The organism is Streptomyces sp. C (assembly GCF_000158895.1).
GTDB lineage: Bacteria > Actinomycetota > Actinomycetes > Streptomycetales > Streptomycetaceae > Streptomyces > Streptomyces racemochromogenes.
The window spans coordinates 1,533,235-1,557,816 of sequence record NZ_GG657750.1; the positions used below are offsets into that span (position 1 = coordinate 1,533,235).

Sequence of the window (24,582 nt, forward strand, 5' to 3'; positions counted from 1 at the left end):
CGCCCCTCATCACACAGCGAACCCATATACGGTACGGCCTAACCCAGCCCGGACAGCGGTACCAGAGACGCACAAGGAGACGACCCGGTGGTCACGAGCGATCAGCGTCGGCGACAGCTCGCCAGGGAGAAGTACGAGCGCCAGCAGAAGCGCCGCGCGGAGGCCCGACGCAAGTCGCGGCAGCGCCTGGCGGTCATCGGCGCGGCCTCGGCCGTGGTGATCGCCACGCTGGTCGGCCTCGTCGTGGGCGGTGTGTTCGACGGCGGGGACACGAAGGACTCGGCGGCCGACCCCTCGTCGTCCCCGTCGGCGCCCACGCCGAAGAAGTCGCCCTCGCCCGCCATGGCGATCGACGACAAGGCGAAGTACACCTTCGACTTGAAGACCAGCGCGGGCGACGTGAAGTTCGAGATGGACGCGGCGAAGACCCCGCAGACGGTGAACTCGTTCAAGTCGCTCGCCGACAAGGGCTTCTTCGACAAGACCAAGTGCCACCGCCTGGTCACCGGCGGGATCTTCGTCCTCCAGTGCGGCGACCCGGAGGGCACCGGCATGGGCGGTCCCGGCTACAACGTCCCGGACGAGAACCTGGACTCCCTGGGCAAGCCCAACGAGCAGGGGCAGGTGGTCTACCCGGCCGGCACGGTCGCGATGGCCAACACCGGCCGTCCCGGCACCGGCGGCAGCCAGTTCTTCCTCGTCTACAAGGACAGCCCGCTCGCCCCGTCGTACACCCCCTTCGGGAAGATCGACGCGGCCGGTCTGAAGGTGCTGGAGGAGGTGGCCAAGGCCGGGACCGCCGACGGCGCCCAGGACGGGGCCCCCAAGACCCCCGTGACCATCGAGAAGGGCACCGTCACCAAGAACTGACCGGGCCGCGCGGCCCCGGGCCCGGCCGGCCCGCCGCCCGTACGTCGATATTCCGTCGTGCGGGATGCGGACAGCCGGCCCGGCGGTCGCCTATGTTGGCGTTGTGCAGGGCGGGCGCTGCCCGCCCCAGGAAACTGTGGACGATGCCCGGGGGTCCACCCCCGGCGGGCATCAGGTGGAGGAGGCGCTGTGAGCAGCGACCCGTGGGGCCGAGTCGACGAGACCGGCACCGTGTACGTGCGTACTTCCGAGGGCGAGCAGGTCGTCGGCTCGTGGCAGGCGGGCACCCCTGAGGAGGCCCTGGCCTACTTCGAGCGCAAGTACGAGGGCTTGGTGGTCGAGATCGGCCTCCTCGAACGGCGGGTTCGGACCACCGATCTGTCCGCCAAGGACGCCCAGACGGCGATCGAGCACCTGCGTACCCAGGTGGACGAGCACCACGCCGTGGGCGACCTGGAGGCGCTGCGCGTCCGGCTCGACAAGCTGGTGGCGACGGTGGACTCGCGCCGCGAGGAGCGCAAGGTCCAGAAGGCCAAGCAGGCGGACGAGGCCCGTACCGCCAAGGAGGGCCTGGTCACCGAGGCGGAGCAGCTGGCGCAGAGCGACCAGTGGCGCAGCGCCGGTGAGCGGCTGCGCGCGCTGGTGGACATCTGGAAGGGTCTGCCCCGGCTCGACCGCAAGTCGGACGACGAGCTGTGGCACCGCTTCTCGCACGCCCGCTCCGCCTTCTCCAAGCGCCGCAAGGCCCACTTCGCCGCGCTGGACGCGCAGCGCGAGGACGCCCGCAAGGCCAAGGAGAAGCTGGTCGCGGAGGCCGAGTCGCTGTCGCGGTCGACGGACTGGGGTCCGACGGCCGCCCGCTACCGCGAGCTGATGGACAGCTGGAAGGCGGCGGGCCGGGCGCAGCGCGAGGCCGAGGACGACCTGTGGAACCGTTTCCGCGGTGCTCAGGACGTGTTCTTCGCGGCGCGCGGCGAGGTCTTCGCGGAGCGCGACGCCGAGCAGGTCGAGAACCTGAAGCTGAAGGAGGAGCTGGCCGCCGAGGCGGAGAAGCTCGTCCCGGTGACGGACCTGAAGGCGGCGCGGGCCGCGTTCCGGTCCATCAACGAGCGCTGGGAGGGCATCGGCCACGTGCCGCGCGACGCCCGTCCCAAGGTCGAGGGCCGGATCCACGCCGTGGAGCGGGCCATCCAGGAGGCCGAGGAGGGCGAGTGGCGCCGTACGAACCCGGAGGCGCGGGCCCGTGCGGCCGGTCTGACGGGTCAGCTGCAGGCGGCCGTCGACAAGCTGCGTGAGCAGATCGACGCGGCGCGCGCGGCCGGCAACAACGCGAAGGCGGACAAGCTGGCCCGGGAGCTGGAGGGCCGGCAGGCCCTGCTGGACCAGGCGCTGAAGGGCCTGGAGGAGTTCGGCGGCTGACGCCGCGCACTCCCGCTCCCCCTTCGGCTTTCCCCGGACGGGCACCATCGGTTTTCGGCCGGTGGTGCCCGTCCGTCGTTCCGGGCCGCCGGGGTCCGCAGACACCCCGTTCCGCGCGGCCCTCCGTTATCAGGTCGACGCAGCCTGCGGGTATGTCGCACCTCGATCATGTGTACCGTTGTACGGTGCCGCCTCGGCGGACCTCCAGCCGGGCGAGGACCAGGATCGAAAGTGACGCATACCCACATACGCGCCGATGTCCCAGAGACCCGTCCCGTCGCGCGGCACGCCGCCGACAAGAGGGCACCGGGACGCCGGGGGGTCGGGCGGCGCGTTCTCGCCAGTCTGCAGCGCGCCCGGAAGGCGCTGCTGATCCACATCGGGCTGCGGGCCGTCGGGCTCGCCGTGATGGCCGTCTGGGCCCGCCGCGAGGGCGTGGGGCCGCTGGAGGTCCTGGGCGGGCGCTGGGACTCCGACTTCTACCTCCACATGGCCGAGCACGGCCTGACGACGGAGATGCCCGCGTCCTGCGGCCCGGTGGGGCCGGGCTGCCAGATGGCGTTCTTCCCCGTCTACCCGCTGCTGGTGCGGTGGACCGTGAACATCACGCACCTGCCGGTGAACTGGGCGGCGATCGGGGTGGCGCTGCTCGCTTCGGTGATCGCCGCGTGGGGCGTCTTCGTCGTCACCGACAAGATCTACGGGCGCCGGGTCGCCCTCTTCACCTGCGCGCTGTTCGCGATCGTGCCGGCGGCGCTGGTCCAGTCGATGGCGTACACGGAGCCCGTGTTCCTCGCCCTGTCGGCGTGGGCGATGTACGCGGTGCTGACGAAGTCCTGGCTGACGGCCGGTGTGCTGGCCTTCCTCGCCGGAGCCACCCGCCCCTCGGGGTCGGCGATCGTCGCTGCCGTGGTGCTGGCGGGCGTCTGGGAGATCGTGCAGTGGCGCCGCCGGCGGCGCGTGCAGCGTCCGCCCGTGGGGCGGATCCTCGCGGCCTCGGTGATCGCCCCGCTGGGCTGGTTCGGCTACGTGGGCTTCGTGGGCCTGCACTTCCGCCGCTGGGACGGCTACTTCGAGCTCCAGGACCGCTGGGGTTCCAAGTACGACGGCGGCATCGACACGCTCCGGTCGCTGAAGAAGACCTTCACCGACACGCACCTCACCCTCAACCACGTCGTGGTGTCGCTGACGGTGGTCACGGCCGTGGTGCTGTTCGTCATGATCACGCGCAAGCGCCGTCCCCCGGCGGTCGTGTGGATCTTCACGGCCATGATCATGCTGGTGGCGCTGGGCGGCGCGGGCTTCTACTACTCGAAGATGCGCTTCATCATGCCCGCCTTCCCGCTGCTGTTCCCCTTCGCGCTGGCCCTGGCCAGGGCCCGGCGGAGCACGGTGCTGTGGGTCGTCGGGGCGGCCACGGTGGTGTCCGCACTCTTCGGCGGCAACCTCAACTTCGTCTGGTGGGCCAACCCCTGATCCGCCGGCCGCCCGTGACGGCAGTGGGCGCCACCCCCTCGGGGGTGGCGCCCACTCGCGCTTCCGGCTTCGGCTTCCGCTTGCGCTTCCGCTACGGCCTGCGGGCCGAGGTGACGCGGTACACGTCGTAGACGCCCTCGACACCGCGTACGGCCTTCAGGACGTGCCCCAGGTGCTTGGGGTCGCCCATCTCGAAGGTGAACCGCGAGGTCGCCACCCGGTCGCGGGAGGTCTGCACGGCCGCCGAGAGGATGTTCACGTGCTGGTCCGACAGGACCCGGGTGACGTCCGACAGCAGCCGGGACCGGTCCAGCGCCTCGACCTGGATGGCCACCAGGAAGACGGAGGACTGGGTCGGCGCCCATTCCACCTCCAGCATCCGCTCGGGCTGCTGGGAGAGGGAGTCGACGTTGACGCAGTCGGCCCGGTGAACCGATACGCCACTGCCGCGGGTGACGAAGCCGATGATCGGGTCGCCCGGCACCGGGGTGCAGCAGCGGGCCAGCTTCACCCACACGTCGTCGACGCCCTTGACGACCACACCCGGGTCGGCGTTGCCGCGCCGCTTGGTGCGGGCGCGCGACGGCGGGACGCTCTCCTCGATGTCCTCGTTGGCGGCCTCCTCGCCGCCGAGGGCCTGCACCAGCTTCTGCACGACGCCCTGCGCGGCCACGTGGCCCTCGCCGATCGCCGCGTACAGGGACGAGATGTCCGGGTAGCGCATCTCGTGCGCCAGGGTGACGAGGGAGTCGCCCGTCAGGATGCGCTGGATCGGCAGGTTCTGCTTGCGCATGGCCCGCGCGATGGCGTCCTTGCCGTGCTCGATGGCCTCGTCGCGGCGCTCCTTGGAGAACCAGGCGCGGATCTTGTTGCGGGCCCGCGGCGACTTGACGAAGCCGAGCCAGTCGCGGGACGGGCCCGCGCCCTCGGCCTTGGAGGTGAACACCTCGACCAGGTCGCCGTTGTCCAGGGTCGATTCGAGCGGTACGAGCCGCCCGTTGACCCGCGCCCCTATGGTGCGGTGTCCGACCTCGGTGTGGACCGCGTACGCGAAGTCCACGGAGGTCGCGCCGGCGGGCAGCGCGATGACGTCGCCCTTGGGGGTGAAGACGAAGACCTCGTTGCGGGAGAGGTCGAAGCGCAGCGAGTCGAGGAACTCGCCCGGGTCCTCCGTCTCCTTCTGCCAGTCGAGCAGCTGGCGCAGCCAGGCCATGTCGTTGACGGTGTCCTGGCCGGCGCTGCCCTTGGCGGCCTGCGGGACGTCGGTGCGGACCTTGGAGGCGCCGGCGACGGTCTGCTGCTTGTACTTCCAGTGCGCGGCGATGCCGTACTCGGCGCGGCGGTGCATGTCGAAGGTGCGGATCTGGAGTTCGACCGGCTTGCCGCTGGGCCCGATGACCGTCGTGTGGAGCGACTGGTACATGTTGAACTTGGGCATCGCGATGTAGTCCTTGAACCGGCCGGGGACCGGGTTCCAGCGCGCGTGCACCGTGCCGAGGGCCGCGTAGCAGTCCCGGACGGTGTCCACGAGGACGCGGATGCCCACCAGGTCGTAGATCTCCGCGAAGTCACGGCCGCGGACGATCATCTTCTGGTAGACGCTGTAGTAGTGCTTGGGTCTGCCCGTGACGGTGGCCTTGATCCGGGCCGCGCGCAGGTCGACCATCACCTCGTCCGTGACGAGGGCGAGGTACTCGTCGCGCTTGGGCGCCCGCTCGGCGACGAGCCGCACGATCTCGTCGTACATCTTGGGGTAGAGGATCGCGAAGGCGAGGTCTTCCAGTTCCCACTTGATCGTGTTCATGCCGAGGCGGTGGGCCAGCGGCGCGTAGATCTCGAGGGTCTCGCGGGCCTTCTTCTCCTGCTTCTCCCGCTTGAGGTAGCGCATGGTGCGCATGTTGTGCAGGCGGTCGGCGAGCTTGATGACCAGGACGCGCGGGTCCTTGGCCATGGCGACGACCATCTTGCGGACGGTCTCGGCCTGGGCCGCCTCGCCGAACTTGACCCGGTCGAGCTTGGTGACGCCGTCGACGAGGAGGGCCACGGCGTCGCCGAAGTCGCGGCGGAGCTGCTCCAGGCCGTACTCGGTGTCCTCGACGGTGTCGTGCAGCAGGCCCGCCATCAGGGTGGCCGGGTCCATGCCGAGCTCGGCGAGGATGGTGGTCACCGCGAGCGGGTGGGTGATGTACGGGTCGCCGCTCTTGCGCTTCTGGCCGCGGTGCCAGCGTTCGGCGACCTGGTAGGCCTGCTCGATCTGGCGCAGCGTCGCCGTCTCGATCTTCGGGTCGTTGCTGCGGACTATGCGGAGCAGGGGTTCCAGTACCGGGTTGTACGGGTTGGAACGCTGCACACCGAGGCGCGCCAGCCGGGCGCGCACCCGGTTGGAGGACCCGGCCGGCCTGGCCGGAACGGGCTTGACCGGCGGGGCCGGCGGGGGCGTGGCCGCGGCCGCCGCGGCCGGGTCGGCCTTCGGGTCGGGCTGTGCGGCGGAGAGTGGCGGCTGGACCTCGTCTGGCAAGAGCGCTCCTCTGGCGGGCCCCCCTGACGGAGTCTGGGGGAGTGTCCGGGGCCCCGGTCAGGTCCGGATAACCCATGGTAGCGAGGGTTCCGCCGCCCCGTTCTCCTCGGCCGCCCACTGGGACGCAGCCCCAGGCCCGCTCCGGCCCGCCTGTATTCCGGCACCGGCTGAAACCAGCCCCGCCGGCGTTTGAGGCGCGGGGGTCCGGGGGCAGAGCCCCCGGCAGCGGCGCCGCACACGAAAACGGCGGGCACCCGGAACATCCCGGGCACCCGCCGCATCGGCAGAGCAGACGTCAGACCACGATCAGCGCGTCCAGCGGAGCATCGCCCAGGGCCGGGGCCAGCTTCTCCCGGCCGGGGAGGAAGGACAGCTCCATCAGGACCGCCACCCCCGCCACCTCGGCACCGGCCCGCCGGATCAGCTCCAGCGACGCCTCGGCGGTACCGCCGGTCGCGAGGACGTCGTCGATGACCATGACCCTGTCACCGGCCGACAGGTCCTCCGCGTGGACCTCGATCTCGGCGGTGCCGTACTCCAGCTCGTACGACTGCGCGAGCGTGGCGCCCGGCAGCTTGCCGGCCTTGCGTACGGGGATGAAGCCGATGCCCGCCTGGACGGCGACCGGGGCGGCGAGGATGAACCCGCGCGCCTCCAGGCCGACGATCTTGGTGGCGCCGTACCGGACGGCCAGCTCCGCCAGCGCCTCCGTCAGCGCCGCGAAGGCCTTCGGGTCGGCGAGCAGCGGGGTGATGTCCTTGAACACCACGCCCGGCTTCGGGTAGTCCGGGACGTCCTTGATCCGGCCGAGCAGCAGCTCGCGGAGTTCGGGCGTGGAAGAGGGCGCGGTCACCGGCGCCGCCTCCCCTGGCCGCCCTGGGCCACGACCTGCGGGGTGTCGTCCCCGTCGGCGCCCGCGGGGTCCTCGCCCTTGGCGGCCGCGGCGGCGCGCTTGGCGAGCACCCGCTTGGTCAGCGCCTTCATCGCCGGCTCGCGCTCCTTCAGGTCCACGACCAGCGGGGTCGCGATGAAGATCGAGGAGTACGCACCGGCCGCGAGGCCGACGAACAGCGACAGCGAGATGTCGTTGAGCATGCCGGCGCCCAGGAAGCCGCCGCCGATGAAGAGCAGGCCGGCGACCGGGAGCAGCGCGACGACGGTGGTGTTGATCGAGCGGACCAGCGTGCCGTTGATGCTGCGGTTGGCGATCTCGCTGAAGGTGTAGCGGGTCTGCTTGGTGATGTCCTTCGAGCCCTCCTTCAGACCGTCGAAGACGACGACGGTGTCGTAGAGGGAGTAGCCGAGGATGGTGAGCAGACCGATCACGGTGCCCGGGGTGACCTCGAAGCCGACCAGCGCGTACACGCCGACGGTGATGGTGAGGTCGTGGATCAGCGCGATCAGCGCGGCGACGGCCATCCGCCACTCGAAGGCGATGGCGAGGTAGATCACCACGAGGACCATGAAGACGCCGAGGCCGGTCCAGGCCTTGTTGGCGATCTGCTCGCCCCAGCTCGGGCCGACCAGGTCGGCGTTGATCTGGGCCGCGTCGACCTTGAGGTCGGTGCCGAGCTGCTTCTTCACGGAGGCGGCGGAGTCGGTGTCCAGACCGGAGATCTGGATGCGCAGGCCGCCGGTGCCGAGCTCCTGGACGATCGCGTCGTGGCCCGAGGCCTTCTCCGCGCTCTCGGTCGCGTGGGCGACGGAGACGGCCGTCTTCGGGGTGGTGAAGACGGCGCCGCCCTTGAACTCGATGCCCATGTTGAGGCCCTGTACGGCCAGGGCCACGATCGCCGTGATGGTGATCAGGATGGAAACGCCGTACCAGAGAAAGCGCTTGCCGACGAAGTCGTAGCCGACCTCACCGCGGTACAGCCTGGCGCCGAGATCTCCCAGCTTCGACATCTCTCACGCCTCCTTTGCGTCGACGGGGGCGGGAACGGGCGCGCTGCGGCGGGACCGGCGCAGCGGCGGCTTGGCTCCCAGCCGCTTCGGGTCCAGCCCGGACCACGGGTGTCCGCCGGAGAAGAACTTCGTACGGGCCAGCAGGGTCATGATCGGCTTGGTGAACAGGAACACCACGACCACGTCGAGGAGGGTCGTCAGACCCAGCGTGAAGGCGAAGCCCTGGACCTTGCCGACGGTGACGATGAAGAGCACCGCGGCGGCGAGGAACGACACGAAGTCGGAGACCAGGATGGTGCGGCGGGCACGCGGCCAGGCGCGCTCGACGGCCGGACGCAGCGTGCGGCCCTCGCGGATCTCGTCGCGGATGCGCTCGAAGTACACGATGAACGAGTCGGCGGTGATGCCGATCGCGACGATCGCACCGCAGACGGCGGGCAGGTTCAGGGCGAAGCCGATGCCCTTGCCCAGCAGAGCCATGATCGTGTAGGTGAGGATCGCGGAGACCAGGAGGCTGACGATCGCGATGAAGGCCAGGCCGCGGTAGTACACCAGCAGGTAGATCACGACGAGCGCGAGGCCGATGGCGCCGGCGATGAGGCCGGCCTTCAGCTGCTCGCCGCCGAGCGCGGCGGTGACGGTGGTGACGCTGTCCTCCTGGAAGGACAGCGGCAGGGCGCCGTACGAGAGCATGTTGCCCAGGTCCTGCGCGGACTGCTGGGTGAAGCCGCCGGAGATCTCGGCGTTGCCGCCGGTCAGCGCCTGGCTGACGGACGGGTCGGAGATGACCTCTCCGTCGAGCACGATCGCGAACTGGTTCTGCGGGGACTGCTTGGTGGCCAGCTCACCGGTGATCTTGGCGAACTTGTCGGCGCCCTTGTCGGTGAACTGCATGGTGACGATCCACTGACCGCGCTGCTGGTCGATGACGCCCTTGGCGTCCTTCACGTCCGTGCCGGCGACCTGGGCCGGACCGAGGATCCACTTGCCCCACTGGTTGCCGCGCTGACCACACGCGACCATCGGGTCCTCGGGCTTGACGCCCTGGCCCGCGGCGGTGCGCTGGTCCTCCTTGGTGCAGTCCAGCGTGGCGAACTTCGTCTGCAGGTTCGCGAGGGCCGGGTCGGATGACGGGGTCGGCGCGGGGGCCGGGGCCGAGGCGGAGGGCGTGGCCTTGCTGTCGTCTGCCTTCTTCGACTCGCTCGCCGAGGGCGAGGGAGTGGGGGTGCCCGGGGCCTTGAGGGCCTCGCTGAGCACACGGCCCTGGGAAGTGGCGCTGGACGACGGGGTGGCCGACGCGGAGGGCTTGGAGCCTTCGGTCTTCGGGGCGCCGGAACCGCTCGCGGAGGGGCTCGGGGACGAGCTCGCGGACGTGCTCGGCTTCGGCTCGGGAGCGGCGGGGGCACCGTCGGCGAAGGCCAGCACGGGGCGGAAGTACAGCTGGGCGGTGGTGCCGACCTGCTCGCGGGCCTGCTGCTCGTTCGTCCCCTTGGGGATGTTCACGATGATGTGGTCGCGGCCCTGGGTCTGGACCTCGGCCTCCGAGACGCCGAGACCGTTGACGCGGCGCTCGATGATGCCGACCGCCGTGTTCATGTTGGTCTCGTTGACGGCGTCCGGCTTGCCGGGCTCGCTCTTGGCCTTGAGCGTGATGCTCGTACCGCCGGCGAGGTCGATGCCCAGGCGGGGCGTCGTCTGCTTCGTGAGGAACATCCCCGCGGTGAGCGCCACCATCGCGATCAGGATGATGGCCAGGGCGCGCCCCGGCCTCCCCTGAGCCCCCGTGGGCCGCCGGCCCTTCTTCGGTGCTGCCACCTTGTCGTTTCTCCCTGTCCAACCGTCCCGCGCCGGGTCAGCGCGCGGACGGCCACGAAATGTGTGGTGGGGACCCCTGCCCCCCGCAGAAGTTCACTGCGGGAACCGCGGCGGATGCCGGTCGGACACCACCGCGGTCCCTGCCGGCCGCTACTTGGCGCCGGGCTCGCCGTCGGTCTTGCCGTCCTTCGGCTGGTCGTCGCCCTTGGGCTCGTCCTTCTTGCCCAGGTCGAGCTTGGGGGCGTCGCCCTCGGTCAGCGAGGAGGCGTCGTCGGGGACGACGGGCGCGTCGCCCTCCGGGGCCTCGGAGAAGCCGTGGACGATCCGGTTGTACTCGGCGTCCTCCAGCACGGCGCCGATGGCGTTCTTCGCGTAGACCGCGTGGACACCGGGGGCCACCTCGAGGGTGACGGTGTCCTCGCCGATCTCCTTGACCGTGGCGTACATGCCGCCGATGGTGCGCACGCCGGTGCCGGTCGTCATCTGGTCACGCATCTGAGCGGCCTGGGCCTGCTTCTTCTTGGCGGACCGGGTCATCAGGAACATCGCCCCGATGAGCACGATGAACGGGAGCAAGAAGCTGATGTTGTTCACGGGACGAGGATCCTTCGCACGGCCGCGCCGGGGAGCGGCCATTTCTACGGGGGTGGGCACGCCGACCCGAAGGGTCGGCATCGGCGGAGTCTAGGCGAGTCCGCACCGATGGAACAACGCCCAGCATGGCACCGCAGTTCCTGACCGGTCGAACCTCCGCGCCGTCAGGCCCCGAACAGGCCCTGTTGTCCGCTTGTTCCGCCGCCGCCCTGCTGGGGCGGGACGAGCCCCAGGTGGGCCCATGCGGCGGGGGTCGCGATCCGGCCGCGCGGGGTACGGGCGAGCAGCCCCTCCCTGACCAGGAAGGGCTCGGCGACCTCCTCGACCGTCTCGCGCTCCTCCCCCACGGCGACGGCGAGGGTGGACAGCCCGACGGGACCGCCGCCGAACAGCTTGAGCAGCGCCTCCAGCACGGCCCGGTCGAGCCGGTCGAGTCCGCGCGCGTCCACCTCGTACACCTGGAGGGCGGTGGCGGCCACCTCACGGGTGATCACCCCGTCGGCCTTCACCTGCGCGTAGTCGCGCACGCGGCGCAGCAGCCGGTTGGCGATGCGGGGGGTGCCGCGGGAGCGGCCGGCGATCTCGGCGGCGCCGGCGGTGTCGATCTCGACGTCGAGCAGGCCGGCGGAGCGGTGGACGACGCGTTCCAGCTCGGCGGGGGCGTAGAACTCCATGTGCCCGGTGAAGCCGAAGCGGTCCCGCAGCGGCGGGGGCAGCAGGCCGGCCCGGGTCGTCGCCCCGACGAGGGTGAACGGCGGCAGCTCCAGCGGGATGGCGGTGGCGCCGGGGCCCTTGCCGACGATCACGTCGACGCGGAAGTCCTCCATGGCCATGTACAGCATCTCCTCGGCGGGCCGGGACATGCGGTGGATCTCGTCGAGGAAGAGGACCTCCCCCTCCTGGAGGGAGGACAGGATCGCGGCGAGGTCCCCGGCGTGCTGGATGGCGGGGCCGGAGGTGATCCGGATGGGCGCGCCCATCTCGGCGGCGATGATCATGGAGAGGGTGGTCTTGCCGAGGCCGGGCGCGCCGGACAGCAGCACGTGGTCGGCGGTGGCGCCGCGCTGGCGGGCGGCCTTCAGCACGAGGTCCAGCTGCTGGCGGACCTTCTCCTGGCCGACGAACTCGCCGAGGTCCTTCGGGCGCAGCGCCGCCTCGACGGCGGTGTCCTCCCCGTCGGCGGCGGCCGCCACGATCCGGTCGTCGCTCTCGTCGTCCCAGTTCACGGTGTTCAGTCTGCCTTCTGCGTCGTTTGGGTGGTGGGCCGGGTGGGCCGGTGCCGGTCCGGGGGCGCGGGGCTGCGCTGGGCGCTCGAACGCCGCGCGGGCTGGAGGATCCAGCCTCGCCGGCGTTCGAGGCGCGGGGGTCCGGGGGCGGAGCCCCCAGGGGGTCCGGGGCGCAGCCCCGGGGAACCGGCGAAGGGCGGGTAGGGGACCTCGCCCCACGCGGCGGGAACCCGTCAGCGGGCCCGGTTCAGGGACTGGAGCGCGGCCCGCAGCAGCTGCGGAACGGGCGCCGACCCGCCGGAGGCAATGGCCGCCTCGGCCTGCGGCGTCACCGCCGACACCGCCTCCTCCGCGTCCCGCGACGCGTACCCCAGCCCGATCAGCGCGGCGGTGAGCTGCTCCGTCCACGGCGCCGGCCCCGCCGCCGCGGGCGCGCGCTGCGCACCGACCGCCACGCCACCCGGCGCACCCAGCTTCCCCTTCAGCTCCAGCAGCAGCTTCTGCGCCCCCTTCGGCCCGATCCCCGGCACCGCCGTCAGTGCCTTCGCGTCCCCCGCGGCGAACGCCACCCGCAGCGCGTCCGGGGTGTGCACCCCGAGCATCGCCTGGGCCACCCGGGGGCCGACCCCGCTCGCGGTCTGGAGCAGCTCGAACACCTGGCGTTCGTCGTCGTCGGCGAAGCCGTACAGGGTCAGCGAGTCCTCCCGCACGACCAGGGAGGTGGCCAGTCTCGCCGGCTCGCCCACCCGGAGCCCCGCGATGGTGTTCGGCGTGCACTGCACCGCCATGCCCACCCCGCCGACCTCGATGACGGCCAGAGTGGGGGCGAGCGCGGCGACCTGGCCGCTGACGAAGGCGATCATCGGGTACGGCCTTTCAAGGCTGAGGCGGCGTGTTGCACCACCGCCTGCTGGAGGCGGTTCTGGGCGGGGGCCCGCCAGATGTGGCAGATGGCGAGGGCGAGCGCGTCGGCGGCGTCGGCCGGCTTCGGCGGTTCGGCGAGCCGCAGCAGCCGGGTCACCATCGCCCCGACCTGCGCCTTGTCGGCGCGGCCGCTGCCGGTGACGGCGGCCTTGACCTCGCTCGGGGTGTGCAGGGCGACCGGTATCCCGCGGCGCGCGGCGCACAGCATGGCGACGGCGCTGGCCTGGGCGGTTCCCATCACGGTGCGCACGTTGTGCTGGCTGAAGACCCGCTCCACGGCGACGAACTCGGGACGGTGCGCATCGAGCCATTCCTCGATGCCCGCCTCGATCGCGACGAGCCGCTGCCCCAGCTCGGCGTCGGCGGGCGTCCGCACCACCCCGACGCCGATCATGGTCAGCGGCCGCCCGGCGACTCCCTCGACCACGCCGACGCCGCACCTGGTCAGCCCCGGGTCCACACCCAGTACGCGCACTCCGCCCCCTCTTCCGACACCTGTCCGTGCAGGCTATCCGCCCGCACCGACAATGCGACGGCGGGCCGACAGGGTGTGTCCTGTCGGCCCGCCGGGGAAGAGCGGAGGGTGCGGCGCCGGTCAGGCGTCGACCTTCTCCATGACCTCGTCCGAGACGTCGAAGTTGGCGAAGACGTTCTGCACGTCGTCGCTGTCCTCCAGCGCGTCGATCAGCTTGAAGATCTTGCGCGCGCCCTCTTCGTCGAGCTCGACCTGCATGGTCGGGACGAAGCTGGAGTCGGCCGAGTCGTAGTCGATGCCGGCTTCCTGGAGCGCGGTGCGGACCGCGACCAGGTCGGTGGCCTCGCTGATGATCTCCCAGGTCTCGCCGTTGTCGTTGACCTCTTCGGCGCCGGCCTCCAGGACCGCGTCCAGGACGTCGTCCTCGGTGAGCTCGGCCTTGGGCAGCAGGATGACGCCCTTGCGGTTGAACAGGTACGAGACCGAGCCCGGGTCGGCCATGGAGCCGCCGTTGCGGGTCATGGCGACGCGGACGTCGGAGGCGGCACGGTTGCGGTTGTCGGTGAGGCACTCGATGAGCACCGCGACGCCGTTGGGGCCGTAGCCTTCGTACATGATCGTCTCGTAGTCGGCGCCGCCGGCCTCGAGGCCGCCGCCGCGCTTGACCGCGGAGTCGATGTTCTTGTTCGGGACCGACTGCTTCTTGGCCTTCTGAACGGCGTCGAAGAGCGTCGGGTTGCCGTCGATGTCGGCGCCGCCCATACGGGCCGCGACCTCGATGTTCTTGATCAGCTTCGCGAAGAGCTTGCCGCGCTTGGCATCGATCACGGCCTTCTTGTGCTTCGTCGTAGCCCATTTAGAGTGGCCGGACATCCGCCTGTCTCCTTCGCGTAACCAACAGTGTTCGTCGCCGATCCTACCGGGAGCGTGTCACAGCCCTGCGCGCACCATGTCGACGAAGTACGCGTGCACGCGATCGTCGCCGGTCAGCTCGGGGTGGAACGAGGTCGCCAGGACGTTGCCCTGGCGCACGGCGACCGTGTGGCCGTCGTACGTGGCGAGCACCTCGACGCTGGCGCCGACCGACTCGACCCAGGGGGCGCGGATGAAGACGCCCTCGACGGGGCCGCCGTCTATGCCCGCGAAGTCGATCCGCGCCTCGAAGGACTCGTTCTGGCGGCCGAAGGCGTTGCGGCGCACGATCATGTCGATGCCGCCGAGCGTCTCCTGGTCCTCACGGCCGTCGAGCAGCTTGTCGGCGAGCATGATCATGCCGGCGCAGGTGCCGTAGACGGGCATGCCGGCGCGCACGCGCTCGCGCAGCGGCTCCAGCATGCCGAAGAGCACGGCGAGCTTCGACATGGTCGTGGACTCGCCGCCGGGGATCACCAGCGCGTCGACCTCGGCGAGCTCCTCGGGACGCCGGACCGGCCTGGCCACGGCGTCCGCCGCGGCCAGGGCGATCAGGTGCTCCCGTACGTCGCCTTGGAGGGCCAGGACACCAATAACGGGGGTGGTCATGGCAGTGACTACCAGCCGCGGTTGGCGTAGCGCTCGGCCTCGGGGAGGGTGTCGCAGTTGATGCCGACCATGGCCTCGCCCAGGTTGCGGGACGCGTCCGCGATGACCTTCGGGTCGTCGAAGAAGGTGGTGGCCTTCACGATGGCGGCGGCGCGCTTGGCCGGGTCGCCGGACTTGAAGATGCCGGAGCCGACGAAGACGCCCTCGGCACCGAGCTGACGCATCAGGGCGGCGTCGGCGGGGGTGGCGACACCACCGGCGGAGAACAGCACGACGGGGAGCTTGCCGAGCTCGGCGACCTCCTTGACGAGCTCGTACGGGGCGCGCAGCTCCTTGGCGGCGGCGTACAGCTCGTTGTTGTCGTAGCCGCGCAGCTGGGCGATCTCGTTCTTGATCTGGCGCAGGTGGCGGACGGCCTCGACGACGTTGCCGGTGCCGGCCTCGCCCTTCGAGCGGATCATGGCCGCGCCCTCGGCGATGCGGCGCAGGGCCTCGCCCAGGTTGGTGGCGCCACAGACGAAGGGGGTGGTGAAGGCCCACTTGTCCGAGTGGTTGATCTCGTCGGCCGGGGTCAGGACCTCGGACTCGTCGATGTAGTCGACGCCGAGGGACTGGAGGACCTGGGCCTCGACGAAGTGGCCGATGCGGGACTTGGCCATGACCGGGATGGAGACGGCCTCGATGATCTCTTCGATCATGTTCGGGTCGGACATGCGGGCCACGCCGCCGTCCTTGCGGATGTCGGCGGGGACCCGCTCCAGGGCCATGACGGCCACGGCGCCGGCGTCCTCGGCGATCTTCGCCTGCTCGGCGTTGACCACGTCCATGATCACGCCGCCCTTGAGCTGCTCGGCCATGCCGCGCTTGACGCGGGAGGTGCCGATCGCCGACTCAGCGGACTGGGAAGAGGTGGGAAGCGTGCTCACGGGTTGACCTCACTCGAAACGAACGCGAAGGGAAGACGGGTGTTACTCGCTGAGAAAACCCCACCGACCAGTCCACTACAAGGGCCAATGTGGAGCCGGTGGCTCTTTCATTTGTCCCCCGCGGCCCTATGAACCTCAGGCGGGGCGGTCCGCGAGGTCCACCGGAGGCTCATCGTCCATTTCGAAGGCCAGCGGGAACGGCGCGTGTCCCGCCAGTCTGAACCATCGGACCTTCCGGTGGCGGCGCAGCGCGCGGGCGGCCCGTACGGCGTCGTTGAGGAACCGGCGCGCCATGGGCACCCGGCGCACCGCCGCGGCCAGCTCCTCGGCCGCCTCCACCCCGCCCGGGGCGGCCTTGAGCACCTCCACCTGGTCCGCGTCGGCGAACACCGCCCGCAGCGCCTGGCTGAGCTCGCTCTCGGCGACCTCCCGGTACTCCTCCTCGGCCTGCCGCGCGGCGTGCGCGGCCTCGTACAGCACGAGCGAGGACGCGGGGTCCAGCGCCCCGGAGGTGGCCACCTCCAGCACCACGGAAGCCCGCCGCACGAGCTGCGCGTCGAGTGCGGCCCGGGCGGCGTCCATCCGCGTGTGCAACCGGTCCAGCCGCCCGGCGGTCCAGCTGAGGTAGACCCCGACGACGGCGAGCGCCACCGCGATCCAGACAAGGTTTTCGATCACGGGCGGCGACACTACCCGCTACGGGCCCCTACGTGTCCCGCGTGAAGCCCAGGCGGGTGCGGAGGGGGACGCGTTCGTCGGTGGCCACGGCCGCCGCGCCCGCGGTGACCGTTTCGTAGACCGCCAGGATGTCCGCGCCCACCGTCGACCAGTCGAAGCGGCGTACGTGCGCCGAGCCGCGGGCGCTCAGTTCCGCGCGGCGGGCCGGGTCGTGGAGGAGGGCGGTCGCCGCCGCGGCCAGGGAGGCGGCGTCCTCGTTGGCGAACAGTTCGCCCGCCGCGCCCTGGTCCAGGACCTGGGCGAAGGCGTCGAGGTCCGAGGCGAGGACGGCGGCGCCCGCCGAGAGGGCCTCGACGAGGATGATGCCGAAGCTCTCGCCGCCGGTGTTGGGGGCGACGTAGACGTCCACGCTGCGCAGCAGGCGGGCCTTGTCCTCGTCGGAGACCATGCCGAGGAACTCCACGCGGGAGCGCAGGTGTTCCGGGAGGGAGGCCACGGCCTCCTCCTCGTCGCCGCGGCCGGCCACGAGCAGGCGTACGTCCGGGCAGGCCTCCACGATGGCGGGGAAGGCGGCCATCAGCACCGGGAGGCCCTTGCGGGGTTCGTCGATGCGGCCGATGAAGCCGAGGGTCTGCCCGGACCATTCGGGGTTGGGGTCGGCCTTGGCGAAGAAGTCGACGTCGACGCCGTTGGGGATGACCACCGCGTCCCCGCCCAGGTGTTCGACGAGGGTGCGGCGGGCGTACTCGCTCACCGCGATCCGGGCGCTGATCTTCTCCAGTGCCGGCTGGAGGATCGGGTACGCGGCGATCATCGCGCGCGAGCGGGGGTTGGAGGTGTGGAACGTCGCCACGATCGGGCCCTGGGCCGCCCAGCAGGACAGCAGGCCGAGCGAGGGCGAGGCGGGCTCGTGGATGTGGATGACGTCGAAGACGCCCTCGTGCAGCCAGCGGCGCACCCGGGCGGCGGAGAGGAAGCCGAAGTTCAGCCGGGCGACGGACCCGTTGTAGGGCACCGGCACCGCCCGTCCCGCCGAGACCACGTACGGGGGCAGCGGGGTCTCGTCGTCCGCCGGGGCCAGCACCGACACCTCGTGGCCCTGGCGGATCAGGTGCTCGGCCAGGTCGCGGATGTGGAACTGGACGCCGCCCGGCACGTCCCACGAGTACGGGCACACGATGCCGATCTTCACTACGGGCGCTCCTCCAGGTCGTCGAGCCACAGCCGCTGCAGCATGTGCCAGTCCTCCGGGTGCTCCGCGATGCCCGACGCGAAGGCGTCCGCCACCGCCTGGGTCATGACGGCGGTCTTCTCCGTCCGCGTGCCCTGCTCCGGCACCTCCACCGCGGGGTGGAAGCGGCCGTACATCTTCGGGGTGTCGCCGTAGTACAGGGTGACCGGCAGCAGCACCGCCCCGGTCTGCTGCGCCAGCAGCGCGGGGCCGGCGGGCATCCGGGCCCGGGAGCCGAAGAAGTCCACCTCGACCCCGGAGGCCGACAGGTCCCGGTCGGCGACCAGGCAGATCAGCCCGCCGGAGCGCAGCCGGCGGGCCAGGGTGCCGAAGGAGGCGCCGCCGTTGTGCGGCAGGACCTCCATGCCCAGGCTCTCCCGGTAGGCGACGAAGCGGTCGTAGAGGGACTCGGGCTTGAGGCGCTCGGCGACGGTGGTGAAGGGGAGGCCGAGGTGGCCGGTGACCCACGCGCCGGCGAGGTCCCAGTTGGCCAGGTGCGGCAGGGCGGCGATGACCCCGCGGCCGGAGGCGAGCGCCTCGCGCAGGAGGTGGTCGTCCTCCAGCTGGACGTCCTCGCCGAACCGCTTCGGGTCCATGGCCGGCAGCCGGAAGGACTCCATCCAGTAGCGCATGTACGAACGCATGCCCGCGTGCGACAGCTCGCGCAGCCGCTCGGGGCTCGCGTCGGGCACCACCCGGGCGAGGTTGGACTCCAGCCGCAGCACGCTCTTGCCGCGCCGCTTCCACGCCGTGTCGGCGATCTTGCGGCCGAGGGCCACCGCCGCCGGCTCGGGCAGCTTCTTCACGCCCGCCCAGCCGAGCCCGTACAGCCCGTCGACCAGCTTGTCCTGCGCCTTGCCCATCAGAGCGCGCCGCCTTCGGCACCGGCGGCGGCCGCCGCGTCGGCCTCGGCCGCCTCGCGGCGGACGGTGACCACCCGCTGGACCAGCGTGACCAGCGAGCCCGCCGCGACGACCCACAGCGCGACCGGCAGCAGCACCCCGATCCACGACGGCACGCCGAAGGTCTGCAGCCCGGACAGACCGGCCGCGACCAGGGAGATCACCAGGCGCTCGGCGCGCTCGACGAGCCCGTTGACGGCGACCGGCAGTCCGATCGCCTCGCCGCGGGCCTTCGTGTACGAGACCACCTGGCCGCTGGCCAGGCAGAAGATCGCCACCGCGCACAGCACGTTGTCGTCGCCCAGGCCCGCGTACCAGAGCGCGAGTCCGCCGAAGATCGCCGCGTCGGCCACCCGGTCGAGCGTGGAGTCGAGGAACGCGCCCCACCGGCTGGAGCTGCCGGCCTGGCGGGCCATGTTGCCGTCCACCAGGTCGGAGAAGACGAAGAGGGTGATGGTGATCGTTCCCCAGAAGAGCTCGCCCCGGGGGAAGAAGACCAGCGCTCCGGCCACCACTCCGGCGGTGCCGATGAGGGTGACGGCGTCCGGACTCACCCCCCGGCGCAGGAGAAATGCGGCGAACGGCGTGAGAACACGCGTGAAGAACGCACGCGCGTACTTGTTCAGCATGGCCTTCCCAGAGGGTCGCTGGGCCGAGGGGCCACCACGGCCACCGGCTGGCCCATCGTAGCCAGCGCCCCGCGCCCGCAGTGCCGCGCACCCACCGGTTCGCTCCGGCTCCCTCCCCGCCACGGTCCCTCGTCACCCTCCCGCCGCGCAGCCGACCGTGGCCGGTACCACGTATGGACGCAGTGTGACGGCAGTGCAAAGCTCGAAGGACCCCGATCACCCTCCTCACCGCGACACCAGGAGGCACGAGAAGCATGGGAGCCACATCACACCAAGCCGGAGCCGCCGGCAGGGCACTGACGGCCGACCGCCCCGATTCCGTACGGAACGTCGTGCTGGTCGGCCACAGCGGCGCCGGGAAGACCACGCTGGTCGAAGCCCTGGCCCTCACCGCGGGGGCCGTGAACCGGGCCGGACGGGTCGAGGACGGGAGCACGGTCTCGGACTACGACGAGATCGAGCACCGCCGCCAGCGCTCCGTCCAGCTGTCCCTGGTCCCCGTCGAATGGGCCGGAATAAAGATCAACATCCTGGACACCCCCGGATACGCCGACTTCGTCGGGGAACTCAGGGCCGGTCTGCGCGCCGCGGACGCGGCCCTCTTCGTCGTCTCCGCCTCCGACGGGATCGACGGGGCCACCCGGATGGTCTGGGACGAATGCGAGGCCGTCGGCATGCCGCGCGCCATCGTCGTCACCCATTTGGAGGCAGCCCGCGCCGATTACTCCCAGATGACCGCCGTGTGCGGAGAGATCTTCGGCGCCGACGACCCGGACGCCGTCATCCCGCTCTACCTCCCGCTGCACGGACCCGCCGGACCCGACGGCCACGCCCCCGTCCACGGCCTGCTCGGCCTGCTCTCCCGCCGCGTGTACGACTACACCTCCGGCGAGCGCGCCGAACGCGACCCGGACCCCGCCGAGCTCGCCCTCATCGACGACGCCCGCTCCCGCCTGATCGAGGGGATCATCGCCGAGAGCGAGGACGAGACCCTCATGGACCGCTACCTCGGCGGCGAGGACATCGACGTCAAGACGCTGATCGACGACCTGGAGCGGGCCGTCGCCCGTGGCACCTTCCACCCCGTCCTGATGGCCGCCCCCGCCGCCGACGGAGCCCGCCAGGGCCTGGGCACGGTGGAACTCCTCGAACTGATCACCGGCGGCTTCCCCACCCCCGCCGAACGCGCCCCCGTCGCCGTCACCGCCCCCGACGGCTCCCCCCGCCCCGCCGTCACCTGCGACCCGGCCGGGCCGCTCCTCGCCGAGGTCGTCAAGACCTCCTCCGACCCCTACGTCGGCCGCGTCTCCCTCGTCCGCGTCTTCTCCGGCACCCTCCGCCCCGAGGAGACCGTCCACGTGTCGGGGCACGGCCTGGAGGACCGCGGGCACGAGGACCATGACGTCGACGAACGGATCGGCAGCCTCACCTCCCCCTTCGGCAAACAGCAGCGCACCCTCGGCACCTGCATCGCCGGCGACCTCGCCTGCGTGGCCAAACTCACCCGCGCCGAGACCGGCGACACCCTCTCCGCCAAGGACGCCCCGCTCCTGATGGAGCCCTGGCCGATGCCCGAACCGCTGCTCCCCCTCGCCGTCGAGGCGCACAGCAAGGCCGACGAGGACAAGCTGTCCCAGGGCCTGGCCCGCCTCGTCGCCGAGGACCCCACCCTGCGGCTGGAACAGAACCCGCACACCCACCAGCTCGTCCTGTGGTGCCTCGGCGAGGCCCACCAGGACCTCGTCCTGGAACGGCTGGGGACCCGCTACGGCGTCCAGGTCGACCCCGTCCCCCACAAGGTCAGCCTCCGCGAGACCTTCGGTGCCAAGGCCGCCGGACGCGGACGCCACGTCAAGCAGTCCGGGGGCCACGGCCAGTACGCCATCTGCGAGATCGAGGTCGAACCCCTCCCGCCCGGCAGCGGCATCGAGTTCGTCGACAAGGTCGTCGGCGGCGCCGTCCCCCGCCAGTTCATCCCGTCCGTCGAGAAGGGCGTACGGGCCCAGGCCGCCCGCGGCATCGCGGCCGGCTATCCGCTGGTCGACGTACGCATCACCCTGCGCGACGGCAAGGCGCACTCGGTGGACTCCTCCGACGCCGCCTTCCAGACGGCCGGCGCCCTCGCCCTGCGCGAGGCCGCCGCCGACATCCCGATCCACCTGCTGGAGCCCGTCGCGGAACTCGACGTCGAGGTCCCCGACGAGTACGTCGGCCCGGTCATGAGCGACCTCGCGGGCCGTCGCGGCCGCGTCGTCGGCACCGAACAGGCCGGCCCCGGCCGGTCCCGGGTGCGCGCCGAGATCCCCGAGATCGAGATCGGCCGCTACGCCGTGGACCTGCGCTCCGTCTCCCACGGCACGGGCCGCTTCAGCCGCGCGTACGCCCGGCACGAGCCCATGCCGCCGCACCTCGCGGACAAGATGCGCGAACAGGCGGAGAAGGGAAGCCAGTTGACATAGCACCCCGGATACCGCCCACCCAACCGGCTTGCGGTGGGCGGTATTTCCCTGTCCCATGACCATGGGGACGAGTACGCATATAGGCTCTTCGGCGCGACGGAGAGCACAACGGACCACAACGGAGCGCGACACGCCGCCGATCGCGGCGGCGCACGACTAGCACGACGGCACCACGGGCAAAGAGCACAGTGGCACGGCGATGGGGGCAGCGGTGGCGGACGACGGTTTCGACTTCAGGCCCGGAGCACAGATTCCTCTCCAGGGGGGCGGCGGCCAGACCGCGGCGACCAACGCCCTCGCCTCCGCCGCGTACCGCGACGGCGGCAAGGACACCGCCCTGTCCTCCATACTCGGGGCGAACAGCGAGAACCACCCGGCCTCGGTCAAGGCCCCGAAGATCTCCCTCCTCGAACCCAACCTCGGCGAGGCCTTCTGCCGCGCCGTCGAGGCCCGCACCCTGGGCGCCGGCCGCAAACCGCTCATCCAGTCCTTCGGCGCCGACCCGCAGACCGTCGTCGAGCACTGCCTGGCCGCCTCCCGCATCCGCAAGGAACGCGACCGCAAACTGCGCCTGATCATGCTGGTCAGCGGCATCGTGTTCCTGCCCGGACTGCTGCTCTGGCTCGGTCTCTTCCAGCTGCGCAAGACCCTGTCCAAGGGCGGGGGCAGGAAGAGCACCTGGATCGGCACCGCCCTGCTCGTCGGCGTGGTCCTCGTCGGCGCCGTCCTGCTCTACCGGGTGGTGTACCGCCAGCCCGGCAGCGGCCTGCTGGAGCTCTACCTGCTCGGCGCGCTCGTCGCCCCCGTCCTCGGCTGGTACCTGGCCCGCCGGATCTGCGAGAACACCGCCGCCGACCTGCGCTCCCGCTGGGACGGCCTGCTCGGCGGCGGCGCCCCCGTCGCCGCCAAGATCCCCGAGGCGGTCCCCGGCAACCCCGACGAGAAGGCCCGCGAGGACCTGCGCCACCAGCTGGCGAAGCTGACCGCCGAGAACCGCAGCAACTCCGTCTTCTACGCCGGCCCCAAGGGCATCCTCGGCATGGGCACCCGCTGGGGCAGCTGGCAGATGGCCGAGGAGCTCAACCCCAAGACGGACGGGCACGAGATCCACCCCTTCCGCAGCTGGGACGTCATACGCGCGATCGACGCGCAGCTGCGCAAGCTGGAGCGCGGCCCCCTGCACACCGGCGGCTTCCCGCCCGCCTCCCTCCAGCACTGGATCGTCACCCCCGTCGGGGAGGGCGCAGCCGAAGTGGCCCGCCCCAGCGGCGAGGACGTCGACACCTTCCTGGTCAAGCCGCACGAGATCACCCGGATCTGCAACGAGCAGCAGTTCAGCGCCGGCAACCGGCACTACCTCGGCATCCAGTACCCGCTCTGGGACGGCCAGCTCGTCATCACGATGCTGGTCACCGTCACCGTCCTCTACAAGACGCTGCGCGTGGACGTCACCGCCCACGCCCTCGGCCCGGTGCACGGCCTCTTCACCACCAAGTCCAAGGCGCCGGTGATCGAGGTCCCCAAGTCCATCCGCTTCTGGGAGACGGTGGAGCGCCCGCTGCCGCTGGTGGACACCATGGAGGTGGTACGCCTCGCCGCGCGCGCCCCGCTGACCTGGTACCCGCCGCTGCTGGAGTACTTCGGCGGCAAGCTGGTCCTGCCCGAGCCCTTCGGCCTGCGGCACGTCTGGGCGGGCTCCATGTGGCGCCACCGCTTCATGGCGGACGACGCCCTGCGCACCGTGGCCCCCGTGCTGCGGTCGGTGCACACGGCCACGTTCAAGGTGCTGGAGGAGAACGGCGTGGACACCGCGGCCTTCACCAACCGCTCCTCGATCATGAACGGTCTCATCCAGGAGCCTGCGCCGCGCAAGGCGGACGTCTACGACGCGTAGGTAGGCTGGAGGAGTACCGGCCGCCCCGGGGAGGAGCCGTCATGACCGAGCGCAAGCCGCCGGGGATCAGCTTCGAGTCCTTCGTGGACCGGCAGATCCGAGAGGCCGCCGACCGGGGCGAGTTCGAGAAGCTGCCGGGCTGGGGCAAGCCGATGGCCTCGCTGGACGCCCCGTACGACGAGATGTGGTGGATCAGGCGCAAGCTGCACGGCGAGGGCTTCGCCACGCTGCCCCCGGCGCTGGCGCTGCGCAAGGAGGCCGAGGACGCCCGGGAGGCGGCCCTGGCGGCCCCGACGGAGCGCCGGGCCCGGGAGGTCCTGGCGGAGGTCAACGAGAAGATCCGCACGGCCCTGCGCCGGCCCCCGCCGGGCCCGCCGCTCGGCCTCGCCGAGTTCGACGTGGAGGCGGTCCTGGCCGAGCGCCGGGAGGGCCGTACGAGCTGACGGGGGGCCTTGCGGGCAGACCGGGTCGCGTCAGTCGTCCGGCCAGGCGTCGGCGAGCATCTGGCGCGTGTCCGCGAGCAGTTGCGGCAGGACCCGCGTGTGGCCGACGATGGGCATGAAGTTCGTGTCCCCGCCCCAGCGGGGCACGATGTGCTGGTGCAGGTGCGCGGCGATGCCGGCGCCGGCGGCCGTGCCCTGGTTCATGCCGATGTTGAAGCCGTGCGCCCCGGAGGCCTTGCGCAGCGCGACCATGGCCCGCTTGGTCAGGTCCGCCAGCTCGGCCGTCTCCGGCCCGTCGAGCTCCGTGTAGTCGGCGACGTGCCGGTACGGGACGACCATGAGGTGGCCGCCGTTGTAGGGGTAGAGGTTCAGCACCGCGTAGACGTGCTTTCCCCTCGCGACGACCAGACCGTCCTGGTCCGACATCTCCGGAATCCCGCAGAAGGGGCAGCCGTCCCCGGCCTCCGGGCCGGTCGGCTTGTTCTCGCCCTGGATGTAGGCCATCCGATGGGGGGTCCACAGGCGCTGGAACCCGTCGTGCGTGCCCACACCGTTCTGCCGCTCCGGCTCAATCGTCATGCCATGCAGCATATGACCTCGTCCGGAGGAACGAGCGGGGCCCCCGGAAAGTGATCGCTTTCCGGGGGCCCCGCTCGTCGGCCGGTCAGGCCTGGATC

22 protein-coding genes are annotated in these 24,582 nt (G+C 71.5%); 6 read left to right on the forward strand and 16 right to left on the reverse strand.

Annotated elements, in window-relative coordinates:
- Positions 1-87 precede the first annotated feature (87 nt).
- The 3 genes from SSNG_RS06710 to SSNG_RS06720 all read left to right on the forward strand — a co-directional run bounded on the left by SSNG_RS06710 (position 88) and on the right by SSNG_RS06720 (position 3,765).
- Positions 88-870 carry a peptidylprolyl isomerase gene (locus SSNG_RS06710; protein ID WP_007263054.1) on the forward strand — a complete coding sequence of 261 codons (783 nt, stop codon included), beginning with the start codon at positions 88-90 and terminating at the stop codon, positions 868-870.
- A 189-nt stretch (positions 871-1,059) separates the two neighbouring features.
- Positions 1,060-2,289 carry a DUF349 domain-containing protein gene (locus SSNG_RS06715; protein ID WP_007263055.1) on the forward strand — a complete coding sequence of 410 codons (1,230 nt, stop codon included), beginning with the start codon at positions 1,060-1,062 and terminating at the stop codon, positions 2,287-2,289.
- A 231-nt stretch (positions 2,290-2,520) separates the two neighbouring features.
- On the forward strand, positions 2,521-3,765 hold the full coding sequence (locus tag SSNG_RS06720; RefSeq protein WP_128636886.1) for a glycosyltransferase family 39 protein: 1,245 nt from the start codon (positions 2,521-2,523) through the stop codon (positions 3,763-3,765).
- 91 nt (positions 3,766-3,856) lie between these two features.
- Here the strand turns inward: SSNG_RS06720 and SSNG_RS06725 are convergent, their stop codons facing one another.
- The 15 genes from SSNG_RS06725 to pgsA form a co-directional block, all read right to left on the reverse strand.
- A complete protein-coding gene (locus SSNG_RS06725; RefSeq protein WP_007263057.1) occupies positions 3,857-6,283 on the reverse strand; it encodes a bifunctional (p)ppGpp synthetase/guanosine-3',5'-bis(diphosphate) 3'-pyrophosphohydrolase in 2,427 nt (808 codons plus the stop codon).
- Positions 6,284-6,578: 295 nt separating this feature from the next.
- A complete protein-coding gene (locus tag SSNG_RS06730) occupies positions 6,579-7,136 on the reverse strand; it encodes an adenine phosphoribosyltransferase (protein ID WP_007263058.1) in 558 nt (185 codons plus the stop codon).
- Positions 7,133-8,188 (reverse strand): protein translocase subunit SecF, encoded by a 1,056-nt coding sequence (secF, locus tag SSNG_RS06735; RefSeq protein ID WP_007263059.1) that lies wholly within the window; start codon positions 8,186-8,188, stop codon positions 7,133-7,135. The genes SSNG_RS06730 and secF overlap by 4 nt, the downstream gene beginning before the upstream one ends.
- A gap of 3 nt (positions 8,189-8,191) precedes the next feature.
- Positions 8,192-10,003, reverse strand: coding sequence for a protein translocase subunit SecD (gene secD, locus SSNG_RS06740; RefSeq protein WP_042800638.1), 1,812 nt, complete (start codon positions 10,001-10,003; stop codon positions 8,192-8,194).
- A gap of 150 nt (positions 10,004-10,153) precedes the next feature.
- Positions 10,154-10,597, reverse strand: coding sequence for a preprotein translocase subunit YajC (gene yajC, locus SSNG_RS06745; RefSeq protein ID WP_042800639.1), 444 nt, complete (start codon positions 10,595-10,597; stop codon positions 10,154-10,156).
- Positions 10,598-10,761: 164 nt separating this feature from the next.
- Entirely contained in the window at positions 10,762-11,823 is a 1,062-nt protein-coding gene (gene ruvB / locus SSNG_RS06750; protein WP_042800641.1) for a Holliday junction branch migration DNA helicase RuvB, read from the reverse strand.
- 233 nt (positions 11,824-12,056) lie between these two features.
- Positions 12,057-12,686: a Holliday junction branch migration protein RuvA gene (ruvA, locus tag SSNG_RS06755; RefSeq protein WP_007263063.1), complete on the reverse strand. Its 630-nt coding sequence runs from the start codon at positions 12,684-12,686 to the stop codon at positions 12,057-12,059.
- Positions 12,683-13,222: a crossover junction endodeoxyribonuclease RuvC gene (gene ruvC / locus SSNG_RS06760; protein WP_007263064.1), complete on the reverse strand. Its 540-nt coding sequence runs from the start codon at positions 13,220-13,222 to the stop codon at positions 12,683-12,685. The genes ruvA and ruvC overlap by 4 nt, the downstream gene beginning before the upstream one ends.
- A gap of 120 nt (positions 13,223-13,342) precedes the next feature.
- Positions 13,343-14,095, reverse strand: coding sequence for a YebC/PmpR family DNA-binding transcriptional regulator (locus SSNG_RS06765; protein ID WP_007263065.1), 753 nt, complete (start codon positions 14,093-14,095; stop codon positions 13,343-13,345).
- A 57-nt stretch (positions 14,096-14,152) separates the two neighbouring features.
- Complete coding sequence (gene pdxT / locus SSNG_RS06770) at positions 14,153-14,743, reverse strand: pyridoxal 5'-phosphate synthase glutaminase subunit PdxT (protein ID WP_007263066.1); 591 nt, start codon at positions 14,741-14,743, stop codon at positions 14,153-14,155.
- A gap of 8 nt (positions 14,744-14,751) precedes the next feature.
- Complete coding sequence (gene pdxS, locus SSNG_RS06775) at positions 14,752-15,669, reverse strand: pyridoxal 5'-phosphate synthase lyase subunit PdxS (protein ID WP_007263067.1); 918 nt, start codon at positions 15,667-15,669, stop codon at positions 14,752-14,754.
- Between the two features lie 135 nt (positions 15,670-15,804).
- The gene (locus SSNG_RS06780) at positions 15,805-16,347 is read right to left on the reverse strand and encodes a membrane protein (protein WP_042800642.1); all 543 of its coding nucleotides are present in this window, start codon (positions 16,345-16,347) and stop codon (positions 15,805-15,807) included.
- A 28-nt stretch (positions 16,348-16,375) separates the two neighbouring features.
- On the reverse strand, positions 16,376-17,539 hold the full coding sequence (locus tag SSNG_RS06785; RefSeq protein WP_007263069.1) for a glycosyltransferase family 4 protein: 1,164 nt from the start codon (positions 17,537-17,539) through the stop codon (positions 16,376-16,378).
- A complete protein-coding gene (locus tag SSNG_RS06790; protein ID WP_042800643.1) occupies positions 17,539-18,441 on the reverse strand; it encodes a phosphatidylinositol mannoside acyltransferase in 903 nt (300 codons plus the stop codon). The genes SSNG_RS06785 and SSNG_RS06790 overlap by 1 nt, the downstream gene beginning before the upstream one ends.
- On the reverse strand, positions 18,441-19,109 hold the full coding sequence (gene pgsA, locus SSNG_RS06795) for a phosphatidylinositol phosphate synthase (RefSeq protein WP_042800644.1): 669 nt from the start codon (positions 19,107-19,109) through the stop codon (positions 18,441-18,443). The genes SSNG_RS06790 and pgsA overlap by 1 nt, the downstream gene beginning before the upstream one ends.
- Before the next feature lie 254 nt (positions 19,110-19,363).
- Between pgsA and SSNG_RS06800 the strand changes: the two genes are divergently transcribed.
- From SSNG_RS06800 to SSNG_RS06810, 3 genes are all read left to right on the forward strand, one after another.
- Entirely contained in the window at positions 19,364-21,568 is a 2,205-nt protein-coding gene (locus SSNG_RS06800) for an elongation factor G-like protein EF-G2 (protein ID WP_007263072.1), read from the forward strand.
- Positions 21,569-21,779: 211 nt separating this feature from the next.
- Positions 21,780-23,462 (forward strand): hypothetical protein, encoded by a 1,683-nt coding sequence (locus SSNG_RS06805; protein ID WP_007263073.1) that lies wholly within the window; start codon positions 21,780-21,782, stop codon positions 23,460-23,462.
- Positions 23,463-23,503: 41 nt separating this feature from the next.
- Positions 23,504-23,905: a DUF1992 domain-containing protein gene (locus SSNG_RS06810; protein WP_007263074.1), complete on the forward strand. Its 402-nt coding sequence runs from the start codon at positions 23,504-23,506 to the stop codon at positions 23,903-23,905.
- Positions 23,906-23,935: 30 nt separating this feature from the next.
- Here the strand turns inward: SSNG_RS06810 and SSNG_RS06815 are convergent, their stop codons facing one another.
- Positions 23,936-24,496, reverse strand: coding sequence for an HIT domain-containing protein (locus SSNG_RS06815; protein WP_007263075.1), 561 nt, complete (start codon positions 24,494-24,496; stop codon positions 23,936-23,938).
- Between the last annotated feature and the right edge of the window lie 86 nt (positions 24,497-24,582).